General features: G+C 65.4%; 16 protein-coding genes and 1 pseudogene. 9 read left to right on the top strand and 8 right to left on the bottom strand.

The annotated features are described in order from the left end of the window. Positions 1–116: 116 nt before the first annotated feature. Both L0D17_RS07780 and L0D17_RS13940 read left to right on the top strand, forming a co-directional pair. Positions 117–384, top strand: a pseudogene (locus tag L0D17_RS07780) (hypothetical protein); the annotation flags it as partial. Beyond that, positions 360–596: a zinc ribbon domain-containing protein gene (locus tag L0D17_RS13940; RefSeq protein WP_423247950.1), complete on the top strand. Its 237-nt coding sequence runs from the start codon at positions 360–362 to the stop codon at positions 594–596. The pseudogene L0D17_RS07780 and the gene L0D17_RS13940, both read left to right, overlap by 25 nt. 418 nt (positions 597–1,014) lie before the next feature. On the opposite strand, the gene L0D17_RS07775 is transcribed toward L0D17_RS13940, so the two are convergent. The 6 genes from L0D17_RS07775 to L0D17_RS07755 form a co-directional block, all read right to left on the bottom strand. Continuing rightward, positions 1,015–1,515, bottom strand: coding sequence for a VIT1/CCC1 transporter family protein (locus L0D17_RS07775; protein WP_243094679.1), 501 nt, complete (start codon positions 1,513–1,515; stop codon positions 1,015–1,017). A gap of 80 nt (positions 1,516–1,595) precedes the next feature. Then, positions 1,596–1,721, bottom strand: coding sequence for a hypothetical protein (locus tag L0D17_RS13565; RefSeq protein WP_279231644.1), 126 nt, complete (start codon positions 1,719–1,721; stop codon positions 1,596–1,598). Positions 1,722–1,767: 46 nt separating this feature from the next. After that, complete coding sequence (locus tag L0D17_RS07770) at positions 1,768–2,757, bottom strand: DUF5009 domain-containing protein (RefSeq protein WP_243094678.1); 990 nt, start codon at positions 2,755–2,757, stop codon at positions 1,768–1,770. After that, a complete protein-coding gene (locus tag L0D17_RS07765; RefSeq protein WP_243094677.1) occupies positions 2,757–3,761 on the bottom strand; it encodes a polysaccharide deacetylase family protein in 1,005 nt (334 codons plus the stop codon). Before L0D17_RS07765 ends, L0D17_RS07770 begins: the two co-directional genes overlap by 1 nt. A 124-nt stretch (positions 3,762–3,885) precedes the next feature. Further along, complete coding sequence (locus L0D17_RS07760) at positions 3,886–4,797, bottom strand: NHL repeat-containing protein (RefSeq protein WP_243094676.1); 912 nt, start codon at positions 4,795–4,797, stop codon at positions 3,886–3,888. 44 nt (positions 4,798–4,841) lie between these two features. Beyond that, positions 4,842–6,056, bottom strand: a complete 1,215-nt coding sequence (locus tag L0D17_RS07755; protein WP_243094675.1) for an Nramp family divalent metal transporter — start codon at positions 6,054–6,056, stop codon at positions 4,842–4,844. 103 nt (positions 6,057–6,159) lie between these two features. On the opposite strand from L0D17_RS07755, the gene L0D17_RS07750 reads away from it, so the two are divergent. The 4 genes from L0D17_RS07750 to L0D17_RS07735 all read left to right on the top strand — a co-directional run bounded on the left by L0D17_RS07750 (position 6,160) and on the right by L0D17_RS07735 (position 8,985). Further along, complete coding sequence (locus L0D17_RS07750; protein WP_243094674.1) at positions 6,160–6,606, top strand: c-type cytochrome; 447 nt, start codon at positions 6,160–6,162, stop codon at positions 6,604–6,606. Next, complete coding sequence (locus L0D17_RS07745) at positions 6,606–7,268, top strand: response regulator transcription factor (RefSeq protein WP_243094673.1); 663 nt, start codon at positions 6,606–6,608, stop codon at positions 7,266–7,268. The genes L0D17_RS07750 and L0D17_RS07745 overlap by 1 nt, the downstream gene beginning before the upstream one ends. Beyond that, complete coding sequence (locus tag L0D17_RS13560) at positions 7,265–8,536, top strand: sensor histidine kinase (RefSeq protein WP_279231641.1); 1,272 nt, start codon at positions 7,265–7,267, stop codon at positions 8,534–8,536. The genes L0D17_RS07745 and L0D17_RS13560 overlap by 4 nt, the downstream gene beginning before the upstream one ends. Positions 8,537–8,604: 68 nt before the next feature. Further along, positions 8,605–8,985 (top strand): hypothetical protein, encoded by a 381-nt coding sequence (locus tag L0D17_RS07735; RefSeq protein WP_243094672.1) that lies wholly within the window; start codon positions 8,605–8,607, stop codon positions 8,983–8,985. Between the two features lie 200 nt (positions 8,986–9,185). Here L0D17_RS07735 and L0D17_RS07730 read toward each other — a convergent pair whose 3' ends face one another. After that, the gene (locus L0D17_RS07730) at positions 9,186–9,422 is read right to left on the bottom strand and encodes a transposase (protein ID WP_279231640.1); all 237 of its coding nucleotides are present in this window, start codon (positions 9,420–9,422) and stop codon (positions 9,186–9,188) included. Positions 9,423–9,572: 150 nt separating this feature from the next. Here L0D17_RS07730 and L0D17_RS07725 point away from each other — a divergent pair, with 150 nt between their 5' ends. From L0D17_RS07725 to L0D17_RS07715, 3 genes are all read left to right on the top strand, one after another. Continuing rightward, positions 9,573–9,953 carry a hypothetical protein gene (locus L0D17_RS07725; RefSeq protein WP_243094670.1) on the top strand — a complete coding sequence of 127 codons (381 nt, stop codon included), beginning with the start codon at positions 9,573–9,575 and terminating at the stop codon, positions 9,951–9,953. 140 nt (positions 9,954–10,093) lie between these two features. Further along, positions 10,094–10,897 (top strand): sunset domain-containing protein, encoded by an 804-nt coding sequence (locus L0D17_RS07720; protein WP_243094669.1) that lies wholly within the window; start codon positions 10,094–10,096, stop codon positions 10,895–10,897. Between the two features lie 34 nt (positions 10,898–10,931). After that, the gene (locus tag L0D17_RS07715) at positions 10,932–11,210 is read left to right on the top strand and encodes a hypothetical protein (protein ID WP_243094668.1); all 279 of its coding nucleotides are present in this window, start codon (positions 10,932–10,934) and stop codon (positions 11,208–11,210) included. A 454-nt stretch (positions 11,211–11,664) separates the two neighbouring features. Here L0D17_RS07715 and L0D17_RS07710 read toward each other — a convergent pair whose 3' ends face one another. After that, a complete protein-coding gene (locus L0D17_RS07710; protein ID WP_243094667.1) occupies positions 11,665–11,922 on the bottom strand; it encodes a hypothetical protein in 258 nt (85 codons plus the stop codon). Between the last annotated feature and the right edge of the window lie 44 nt (positions 11,923–11,966).

Raw genomic sequence — 11,966 nt, 5'->3', positions numbered from 1 at the left:
CCCGTGGGGTGCGGAAGCCGAGGACGGCGGTGGCGCCCTTGGAGCTTTTGGCCCATGGCCTCAGGGTGTCTCCTTCCTCCCCCTCCGGGGTACAAGGCGATTTACGAGGCAAGGCCGGCCTTCCGGGCCAGCGGGGGTCAACGGATGGAAGGAGCCCCCCTGGCGCCAATCCCTGGAGGGTTCTGCGGGCAGGCCTCTTTCTTCCCCTCCTTGGGCGAGGGGAGCCGAGGGACCTCTCTCCCCTCAAGCCCATCTTCCTTGGGGGACCGCGGGAGAGGGGAAAGGTCAGGCTTAGGTCCTCATCCTATTGGAGGGCCCAAGGCGCTAATGGCGCCTTGGGTGACCAGGTGCTTCCCTGCATGGCCTGGAAAACTGGTAGGGTAGTGATCCCCGTGGGCCCCAGGGGGACCTCCCAGACCTGCGCCGGGCGCGGGGAGCGGGTGGCCAAGGCGCTCTCCGAGGGCTTTTCCGTCTGCCCCGCTTGCGGGTACACCGCCCACCAGGACGTCTACGCCTCCCAAGTGATCCCGCGCCGGGCCCGGAGCGGGCCCACGGGGGCGTCGGGGCCACCCGGCGTCGTGCCCGTAGGAAGCTGACGGCTGAAGGCTTCGGTGGCCCACAAAAGTCCGGGCATGTTGGACCTCTTTCGGCGGGGGATGTGCCGCGGGGGGATTTACAAGGAGGGGGCGTGGGACGCTGCCAGGGGCGAGGCCCGTGGCTTGCTGGGGGTATACGAACACTCCCAGGCCGCCGTAACCAAGCCCAGCAAACATGATGCGATGCGCCTTTCCACATCGGCGGAGGACCCCTGCAACCCAAGGGCGCCTATCGCAAGGTGGGTGAGAGGGTGAGCTTCTTGACCCAAAGCGCCGGGTCCCAGAAACGGGACAAGCATTCCCGAAGCACAAGCGCGTCCACTTCCTGAACCGAGGTCAGGCGCAACCTAGCGTGTAGCCCCGCCCTTCGGAGCGGGGAGTCGTCCCAGCGCCCACGATCCTTTATACCCTGCGCACCCTAACCCGGTCCCAGCCGCCCCAGGGTGAGCCCCACAAGGAAGACGAGTCCCCCTCCCACCAGGACCTGGACCACGGTGGCGCCGAGGGGGCTTCGCATGTAGCGGTACCGGATCCAGGCGATGGCCAAGAGCTCCAACACCACCACCGTGGAGGCCAGGCCCAGAGCCAGACCCAGGTGGGGGATGAGAAAGGGCAGGGTATGGAAGGTACCTCCGAGGAACGTTCCGATACCGGTGACGCTCCCGCGCAACATGGGGTGTCCGCGACCGGACAGCTTGCCATCATCGGAAAGCGCCTCGGCAAGCCCCATGGACAAGGCGGCACCCAGCGCGGCGGCCATGCCCACCAGGAAGGCGCTGTGGGGATTCCCCGTGAGTCCGGCGGCGGCGAAAAGGGGGGCCAGGGTGGACACCGACCCGTCCATTAGCCCTAAGAGCCCTGGCTGGACCACTTGGAGGACGATGCGGTGTTCGTGCTCGGGCACGGGAGAGGGCTTCATGTCCCCTAAGCTAACGCACGGGAAGTTCAGTTGCAAGTGATTGCTACTAGCGGTAAGCTTCGCTGAGCCGCCTCTCGCTTTCAAGCCCAAAGCCAGTAGCCCAGCAATGGGAGCAACGCCAGCGCCAGGTTGAACGCAAGGCGCAAGCCAAAGCGCTCCCTCACCCGCAAGGACACAAAGTCCACAAGGACGATGGTGTTTACCATCACGGGCAAGTAGGCTCGCTTCCAAAGCGCCGCATTCCTTCCCTGGTTAAACCCGCATGTAAATCCCCTTCCGGTCCAGTGCCCAGAGGATCACACTCCATACCAGGACGTAGCCAGCGGTGTAAAGGTATCCCCCAGGAAGCCCGAAACGCACGAGTAAAAAGGTTTGGGTTGCGGCCAGGAAGCCGGAGAGGACCGTGAGCTTGAGGGCGATGGGAAGCGCATAGGCGAGGAGTGGATTGGTCCCTAGGGGAGATAGGAGGCGGCGGAGGGCGGGGAGGCGTCCCAGGCCTTCCAAAGCCACCACGGCCGCAAAGAGGGCCAGGAGGAGGTAGGTGGGGGTCCAGTAGGTCTTGTCGGGGGGAAGAAAGGGAAGGAAGGCTAAGCCTCCCGCAAGGCCCAGAAGCCCCCAGGGCCAAAGGGCCCTCCTCGCTCGCAGGGCCTCGCCCACCCCCGTGGCCAAGAGGACGAAGGCTCCCGTGGGGATGGCGGAGGGGAGCCCCCTCAGGCCCAAGGGAGCCAGGTAGGTGCGGTTCAGGTGAAGGATGGCGTTCTCATCGGGGCGGAACACGCCGGCTCCAATCCCGGGAACCGGGAGGAGGAGGATGGCGGCACCGTAGGCGCTGAGCAAGGCCAGGGCTAGGAAGGTGCGGCGCAAGGGGGGGAGGTCGTAGAGCCACGCCCCCACCCAGTAGGCCAAAGCCAGGAGTTGCAGCACGTCCAGGGCGAATACAGGACGCCGAGCCTGGAGGCTGGTAAGTCCCAAGCCCAGAAGGAAGAGGAGGCCCACCCGCCGCAGGATCCTGAGTTCAAGGAGAAGCGGGGACAGCCCCTTGTTCCGCGCGCCTTCCCGGCTGTAGGGAATGGCGGCCCCCATGGCGAACAGGTACCAAGGGAGTACCAGGTCGGCCAGGTGGTAGCTCTGGCCGAAGGGGCCGTGGCCAAGCCACCCCGGAGCCCCCGGGGGCAAGTTGTTAACGGTGAGCATGAGGAGGACCGTAAGGCCCCGGAAGGCGTCCAAGCGGGTGTCCCGCATTACCTTCGGGCTAGCGGCAAGGCCCCCACGGGGCCTAGGACAAGACCCCGCTCCTTAGCCTTGCGAAGGAAGAAGGGGAGGACCTCCAACGTTCCCACCACATTGTCGTGTAGCAGGACGATCCCTCCGGGGCGCAGATGGGCCTCGAGGCGGCGCTCCAAAACCCCTGGGGCCAGGCCGGCGTAGTCCCCGGGATCGTCCGTCCAGAAGACCGTGGCAAGCCCGAGCTCGCGGGCGATGCGGAGCACCTCAGGGCTGTAGCGCCCCCCCGGGGGGCGGAAGTACCTGGGGGTGGTTCCGGTGATGGCCGCCAACACCTGGTTGCAGAGGAGGAGCTCCCGCCTCACCTCCTCTGGGGGGAGCTTGGGCAGGCGCACGTGGTGGTAGGTGTGGTTGCCGAGCTCGTGCCCCGCCGCCACCAGGTCCCGGACGAAGTAGGGGTAGGCTTCGGCGTTGCGGCCGATGACGAAGAAGGTGGCCTTGACCCCCGAGCGGGCTAGGAGGTCTAGGAGTAAGGGGGTGAAGAGGGGATGGGGCGCGTCGTCAAAGGTCAGGGCGGCGAAGGGCCGTCCGGGGTCCCCGTGGTAGATGACCCCTGGCCTGGGGCCGGTGCGGCTTTGCAGGAGCTGCGTGGCCCGTTCCTTGGCGCGGAAGGACTCGGGGCCCTCCGGATGGGGTTTGTCCTCCAAGACGGGCTCGGGGGGAAGGAACCCGGTTTTGCCGGGATTGAGCCATAGGCGATCGTAACGCCGAGGCTCGCGGAGAGCGAGAAACTCCCTGGCCCGGCCCTGCGGGACGCTGGCGGTGAGGAGGGGGAGGTCCTCCGCCCGGTAGGGGGCGCCGTAGAGGGAGAGGTCCACCTCGGCCAGGGAGGGCCTCGCCCTCCAAGCCTCCTCGACCGCCTGTTGGGCTAGGCGCAGCAGGCCTTCGGGGTTTCTCGCCTGGGTTTCCAGCACCACATGGGCGGCCTCGATGTGGCCGTTACCGAGGTAGACGGCGCGCACCACTCCAGGCAGGGTTAGCCCGAGGGTGGGCAAATCTTGGTAGGGCAACGGCTTGACCGGGGTACCGCCTTCCCCCCAAGGTAAGGGGGCTAGGAGGAGGAGTAGGGGCCACACGGGTTCCATGCTACCGCAGAGGATCCAAGCCATCGGGGTAGCGAAGCTCCCCCGGTCCAGAGCCGGGACGGTCCGTCCTGCCGTACTGGAAGACCACCCGATTTGTCTTCCGATCCACCACCAGGACGCGGTGGCGCCGGTCGTCCGTGAGGACCACGAGGCCGTTGGCAAGCCCCACCGCCACGGAGGGGTGGTCGAGACGCTCCTCCTTCCCCGTGGGGGCGTACCGCCAAAGGACCCGCCCCTTAAGGTCCAACTCCAGCACCGCTCCAGGGGACCACCAATCCACCACCAAGAGGGTACCCCAAGGGGTCAGGTTGGCGTCCGAGGGGTAGTGGAGGGGAAGGGGCAGGGTGCTCAGGCGGTGGCCCTGGAGGTCCACGATGGCGATATCGTGCCCCACGATCTCGGTGACCACGAGCCGATCCCTGCCCAAGGGGAAAGCGCCGTTGGGCTTGTTGAAGTACCCGTCCCGGTTGCGGCACACCCCGGTGTGGCCGAGAATGCGCGCGAGCTGGCCTTGCGGGGTGAGGAGGAGGACCCGGCAGTTGCGGATGTCCGCCACGGCCAATAGGCCGGAGGGGAGGGGGACCAAGTCATCGGGGTTGTCCAGCTGGCCCGGCCCCGGCCCCGGCCGCCCGGGCTTGCCGTAGGTCCAAAGGAGCTGGCCCTCGGGGTAGCGCACGGCCGCCACGGCGTCCACCTCGGGGTCGGTGATGTAGGCCACCTTACCTCCCGGCGCAAAAAACACGTCGTCGGTGTAGCGAAACGGGGACGGGAGAGGCACGGTGCGCACCAGCCGGCCTTCTGGGGATAGCTCCACCAGGCGGTGGTTGCCCGCGTCCGCGATGACCAAGCCCTTGCCCAAGGGCGCCGCCACGCCCAGAGAAAACCCCAAGAGGAGTGGAAGCCACCGCCGCATATTCCCTAGCTTAAGGCGGGTCCGTGAAGGATGCCTGAACAGCCTCACACCAGGGCCTGGACCAAGAGGATAAGGTTCAAGCTTAAGACGAAAAGAGCTCCGCCCCAGGCCAGGAGGCGCACCCACGGCCTAATCCTAAGGGCTCCCATCACTCGCGAGTCGTTCACCAGGGCGAGAAGGGGAAAGAGGGTGAAGGGGAGCTGGAGGGAGAGGATCACCTGGGACAGGACGATGAGCTCCATGGGCGAGGCGTGGAGGTTGAGGGCCAAGGTGGCGGGCAGGACGGCCAGAAGGCGGGTGATGAGGCGGGTCCGCGCCGGGTTGGCCCGGGCCCGGAGGAAGCCTTCCACCACCACCTGGGCGGCCAGGGTTCCGGTGGTGGTGCTGGATAGCCCGCTGGCCAAGAGGCCCACGCCGAAGGCCCAGGCGGCCAAGGGGCCGAGGAGGGGGGCTAAGGTGTGGTAGGCCTGCCCCAGATCGGTGATCGCTAGGCCCCGAGTGTGGAAAACGGCAGCCGCCACCACCAGGATAGCGGCGTTCACCAGCCAGGCTCCGCCCAGAGCGAGGACAGTGTCCAGGAGGAGGTAGCGGTAGACCCTCCTCCTTTCCTCGCCCATGCGGCTTTTTACCTGGGCGGAGTGGAGGAAGAGATTGTGGGGCATCACCGTGGCCCCCAGGATCCCTAGGGCCACGTAGAGGGGGCCCGGCTGCAGAAGGCTCGGGTCGGGCAGGAATAGGTGGGCAAGGAGGGCCCGGGGTTCCGGCCGGGCCAGCACCACCTCCACGGCGTAGGCCATGCCGATCACCCCCACCAGCAGGGTGATGGCCGCCTCCACCGCCCGGACTCCGAAGCGGTCCAGGTAGAGGAGGAGAAAGACATCCAACAGGGTTAACCAAGAGGCCACCACCAGGTTCACGCCGAAAAGGAGATTGAGGGCCACCGCCATGCCCATGAACTCCGCCAGGTCCGTGGCCACCATGGCCAAAAAGGCTGTGGCGAAGAGCAATCGGCCCCGAGTCCCTGGGTAGCGTTCCCTTAGGTGCTCCGCCAGGTCCTTGCCCGTGGCCACGCCTAGTCGGGCCGCCAGGGCCTGGAAGAGGATGGCCAGGGCGCTGGCCAGGGTGACCATGAAAAGGAGGCTATACCCGTAGCGGCTTCCCGCCTCGAGGCTCGTGGCCCAGTTGCCTGGGTCCATGTACCCCACGGAAACCAGGAACCCGGGACCCAGGTACCACCACCAAGGCCGGGATTTAGGCACGCCTAATAACCCCATGCCCCTAGCGTAGCACAGGGAGCTGTCGGCGTTGCCCTTTCAGCTATTCTTCAGCCGAGGTGGTAAGCTGGAAATCTGGGGGTGAAGCATGCGTAGGTTAGGAGTTTGGTTCCTCTCCCTGGTGCTGGGCCTCGTCATGGCCCAAAGCGGCCAGGCCCTTTACGGGCAGTACTGCGCCACCTGCCACCAGGCCAACGGCCAAGGGGTTCCTGGGGCCTTTCCCCCCCTGGCGGGGCACGTGCAGGAGATCCTCGCCAAGAAGGATGGGCGCACCTACCTGATGGACCTGGTCCTCTACGGCCTGCAGGGGCAGATCCAGGTCAAGGGCCAGGCCTACAACGGGGCTATGCCGGCCTGGGAAGCGCAGCTTAAGGACGACCAGATCGCCGCCATACTGAACTACGTGGCCACCAGCTTCGGCAACAAGCCCCCTGCGGGCTTCAAGCCCTACACCCCGGCGGAGGTGAAGGCCGAGCGGGCCAAGAAGCTGACCCCGCAAAAGGTTTACGCCCTGCGCCAAGGTCTGAAGCTCTGATGCACCCCCGCTTGCTCCTCCTCGAGGACGACCCTCCCTTGGGCCAACTCGTGGCCCAGGCACTGGAGGACCAGGGGTTCAGGGTGCGCTGGGCCACAAGCCAGGAGGAGGCGTGGGCGTTTCTTTGGGAGGAGGCCTTTGACCTCCTGATCCTGGACGTGCGTTTGCCGGAAGGGGAAGAGGCGGGCTTCGCCTTAGCCCGAGCCTTAAGGGAGGCGGGCTTCTTCACGCCCATCCTCTTCCTCACCGCTAAGGACACCCTGGAGGACCGCCTTCTGGGCTTGGAGGTGGGGGAAGACTACCTCGCCAAGCCCTTCGCCCTGCCCGAGCTCCTCGCCCGGGCCCGGGCCCTCCTCCGGAGGGGGGAGGTGCGGCCCCGGAGGGTGGTGGTGGGGGACGTGGTGTTGGAAGTGGAGACCAAGCGGGTGCTTAAAGGGGGAGCTCCGGTCAGCCTCACGGCCAAGGAGTACCAGCTGTTGGAGCTCCTGCTCCTTAACCCCGGCCGCCTTTTCTCCAAGGAGGAGATCCTCGAGCGCATATGGGGTCCGGGGTACGAGGGCGCCTCTAACCTGGTGGAGGTCTACGTGAAAAACCTCCGCAAGAAGCTGGGAGAAAGCCTCGTGGAAACGGTTAGGGGCCTAGGGTACCGCGTTCCCGGATGAGCCTACGAGCCCGTCTGGCCCTGGTCACCTCCTTGGTGGCCCTGACAGGGCTTGGGCTTGGCTTGGCCCTGTCGGGTATAGGGCTCACCCGACTGGCCGTGGCGGAGGTGGACCGAACCCTCCGCTTTCAGGCCAACGTACTCTTGGAGGCCGCTTTGGCTGAGCCCGACCGGCTGGTCCCGCCGGAGGTAGAGGCCGACGCCTTGGGAGGGGATTTCCCGGGTGCCGCCTGGCTTTACCGGGGAGATGCGCTCCTCTGGAAGGGTGGCCTCGAGGCTTCCCCAAGCCTTCTCCGGACCTATAAGGGGGAGCGCCCCACCACGCTTTCCAACTGGAGGGTTTACGCCGTGAGCCGGGGGGGCTACCGGGTGGTGGTGGCCCAACCCCTAGGGGTGGTGGACCGCTTGGCCCTCTTCTACCTGCGCCTCAGCCTGCCCATCTTCCTCCTCTTGGGCCTCCTGGCCGGGGCAGGTGCTTACCTCCTTGTGGGGCAGGCGCTTCTCCCGTTGCGGCGCCTGGCGGAGGGGGCGGAAAGGTTCCAGGTGGTGGCGGTGCCCCCGGGCAAGGATGAGGTGGCCCGCCTGGCGCAGGCTTTTGCTAACCTGCTGGCAACCCTCAAGGCGGAGCGGGAGCGGGAGGCCCGGTTCCTTGCCCTGGCGAGCCACGAGCTCAAGACCCCCATCGCCGCCTTCCGGGTGGGGCTGGAAACCCTCTTAAGGGCGAAGGAGGTGGACCGTGAAACCCTGAGGCGGCTCAAGCAACAGGCGGAGCGCCTCGAGGCCCTGGCGGAAAACCTTCTCGCCCTGTCCCGCGCCGAGGCCCAGGAGCTGCGTTTGAGCGAAGTGGATCTCTTCCGGCTTGCGGGCGAGGTCTTTGACCGCTTCCAACCCCTGGCGGTGGCGCAGGGGCGGGAGATTGTTTTGGAGGCCGAGGCGGCCACGGTATGGGCGGATGCCCGCCTTTTGGAACAAGCCCTCAACAACCTGGTCCAGAACGCCCTGCTGCACGGCAGGGGTGCGGTGGGCCTGCGGGTGGGCGAGGAGGGGGGCAGGGTGTTCCTGGAAGTCTGGGACGAAGGGACAGGGCCCAAAGGAAACCCCCGTGAGGGCCTCGGGATGCGCATCGTCCGCCAGGTGGCGGCGGCGCTGGGGGCCGAGCTCACCTTCCGCCACCAGGGGGGCTACGCCGTACGCCTCACCTTCAGGACCGCTTCAGCATCTTCCCTTTCACTAGAAAGTGGAGCGAGTGCTCCGGAGGTGAAAGGATGAAGAGGGTTCTGGGTTTGGTTTTGGCGTCGGCAATGGCGTTGGCGGCCACGATGGGCGGGAAGGGCGGGATGAAGGTGGCGAGCGTCTTTCCGCCCAAGACCCTGCCCCCGGGCACGGTCTTGGTCCTGGAGGATGCCAAGGGGCTCGCCTTGTGGCAGACGGGTAAGGGTATGCTCCCGAGCGCGGAGGAGTTGGGGAAGGCGGCCTATGTGGTCTTCTCCCTGCCCTCTGGACGGGTCTACCGGTATCCCGTGGTGGGCACGGCCACGAGCCTGTCTACCTTGAAGGTTCGGGTGGGTAAGAACGTGTATGCCCTGAACACCCTCCTCAAGAACCGCCACGTGTCCATTGGGAAGGACGGGAGCTTGGTGGCGCAGGCCCAGGCTCCGTCGTCCGGAAAGTCTTCGGCGTCCCAGTCCGGAAAGGCTTCGGGCGCCAAGAAGCCTTAGGAAGCGCCTGGCCTTTCCCAAACTTACTCGGGGAGTGCAAGGCCCCTGCCCGCCAAGGGCAGGGGCCCTTTTAAAGGGGCGCGAAGCAGGGGAGGTACCCCAGGGACCAGGACACTCTGAAGACCCCTCTTCGGGAAGCAGGGAGGAAAACCGTGGCAGAGGTGTCAGAGCGTTTCTCCGGCCCTGCCGGTGCCACGGGGTCAAGTAGCCTTTTTGGTGGGTTTCTCTTCCACGGCCCAGAGCGGGCCCATATCCATGTAGCGCCTAAACGCCCAGTCCTTACTCGCCCTCAGCATCACCACCGTGGCCAGGTTGGCCAGGCTCCTCACGCTCGGAAACACCCCCACCACCTTGGTCCCCCACTTCCCCTCCCTGAAAAGGCGCTCCAGCACATTCACACGCTTGATCCGCCCCTGGTGGCCACCCGGAAACGCCAAATGGAAGTTTTCACCCCCCTATACACTCCCTGCGCAACGGATACCTTGACCGGCACCCCCACCCCAGCACACCCCAAGACCCCGAGCATCCCCCTCGCCCAGGCTTACCTCGTCGGCCCGCTCCTCTCACCCAAGAAGACTGTCCACGCCATGTGGGAGGAGGGCTTACTCCCCCGCTCCCCAAGCCGCCTCAGCGCCTTCCTCTCCCGTAGCCCCCAACCCACCACCAGACCCTCCCCACCCCCCCTCGCCCAGGCTCCCAAAGGCGGCTACCTCTCCCTCCCCCGCGCCGGTATCCCCTTCGTGGGCGGGAGGCGGCGCTGGGTGAAGGGACGGGGGAAGGTGTCGGTGGGGGAGCTCTCGGAGCGCCACCCTCCGGGGAGGGTGCGGCACGGACGGCGCTTTGGGGTGTACGCCAAGCGGGCGCGGGCGTTTTCGCCCTGGGCGGGCCAGGTGACGGGGTGGCGGGGGATGCTGACCGATCTAAAGGCCACCTCACCCCCCGGGAAGAGGCTGGGGAAGGGGGGTTAGGGATGAGGGGAACACTCCTGCGTTTTTCTTCTCCCTTCCCTCCGGGACCTAAGGCGATTTACCAGGCAAGCCCTTTAAGCACTTGTGCTACATCATAAGGTTTCATCCCTACTTCAGCGCAGCAGGCTAACATCTCTCGCGTGTTGCTTCGCCGGTTCGCTTTGCCTATCCGGCTGCCGGGCAATCACCCCTTGAGGGGAGCCTGGTTGTGGTCCTTTTGGGTTTTTCTGGGCATTGGCGTGGCCCAGGCCACGCCGCCCCTCCTGCCGGACCCCAGTAAGACCCCAGGGGATGTGCTCACCACCGATGCCTCCCTGGTTTGCCAGAAAGGGTACAGTGCATCGGTGAGAAACGTTCCCCCTGCACTAAAGCAGCAGATCTTCGCGTTATATGGCCTCATGAAAGAACGAGGCCAGGACTGGGAAGTAGACCACCTGATCTCCCTGGAGCTGGGCGGCTCTAACTCGGTCAAAAATCTCTGGCCGCAAGCAGGATTTACCGTTCCCTGGAACTACCACGTCAAGGATCGGCTGGAAAATGCTCTGCACTACCTGGTCTGCCACGGGGAACTGTCCCTTGAAACTGCCCAACGCGCTATCGCCAAAAACTGGATCGAAGCTTTCAAGGCTGTCTGCGGTGATCCTGCCGATGGATGTGCAGCGTTCCGTTTCGGGTCACGCTATCCAAGAACATTCCACCTCACCCTGGAGGCTAAACAGAAACTATCGGCGCTTGGCCAAGATACCCGACCATCCCCTGCTTACGCCACGCAAACCGCCCGAGCGAACCCGGATGGCTCGTGCCCTAAGGAGGCGCCCATCAAAGGCTCGAAAGCCCGCATCTACCACGTCCCGAGCGACCCCTACTACTCCCGTACACAAGCGGTAGCCTGCTTCCCGAACGAAGAAGCGGCGCGGCATGCTGGGTACCGCCCGAGCCACTAGAACTGCTCCCTGGGGGCAGTAAGGGAAAGAAGCCATGAAAATACGCATCGCAGGACTAGAGGTGGAATACTGCGCCTTCGGTGAGGGCCTCAAGCCCCTTTCGGATCCTCCCACCCCTGAGGAAGAAGCTGCTTTGGCTGCCCTTTTTGCGGAGATCACCGCCCAAGGTTTCTCCCCGCGGAAAGTGGAGAGTTATCGGAGCCTGAAGATGACCCAGAAGGGTCGCTTCCTGGTACGCTCCACCGATCCAGCTGGTCACCCCAAGGAGCACTATGGACGCTTGGTGAAGGGCAAGGCCGTGCTGGACGGCTAGCGCAAAACTTGCACTTACGCCCTCCCCCTCGGGAAAATGTAGCGGGGGTCTTGGAAAGGGCTGAGGGTTTCCTGTCTGGTTGTAGGAGAGGTTCTGTTGAGGAAAACGAGGGGGTACCTCATGGACCAAAGTGCCCTGAAGGCCACTATCCGGGAAGGCGGTGAGGGAAACCGTGGCTGAGGGGATCCAAGACCTACTGGAACTAGACTGGGAAGCCTTCCTTCGGGAAGAGAGGGTGGCCCCAAGAACGGCGACTACCCCAGGAAGCTCATGACCACCTTCGGCCTAGTGGGCCTCTGCTTCCTTAGGGACCGGAAAGGCACCTTCTACCCACCCTTCCCCCTATAGCGAGAACCCCGCCAACCAGCTCTACCAGCGCCACCCCGGGGGCTTGCCGCTGGGCCACTCCGTGTCTTTCCCTACGCTTTGTTGCAAGGGTGTTGGCCTAGTGGGCCTATTCTCCGCTATAGTCCCCCCACTCGTGGAGAATCCCCGATGGCCCCTCCCAGTAGAGGTTTCCCGCCTCGTCTTGGTGGGTGGGTTCAGGGGTTTCCCCGGAAAGGAGCTGGCTCCACTCCTCCGCCATCCAGGTGTTGAAGTTCTCCCCCCCTTGCCAGCTTTCCCAGAAGTCGCTTCCTGAGGGCGGAACCTCCTGAAAGCCGTTGAGGCCCGGCGTTTCGGGGCTTTGGGACCCGGAAAGGGGTCGTGTCAAGAGTTATGTGTAAGAGTCTGTGTACGGGGGGCATACCGCTCCTG

This window comes from Thermus thalpophilus, assembly GCF_022760915.1.
Taxonomy (GTDB): domain Bacteria; phylum Deinococcota; class Deinococci; order Deinococcales; family Thermaceae; genus Thermus; species Thermus thalpophilus.
Note: the sequence above shows the minus strand (reverse complement) of the source record. Positions and strands in the feature narration are given on the sequence as shown.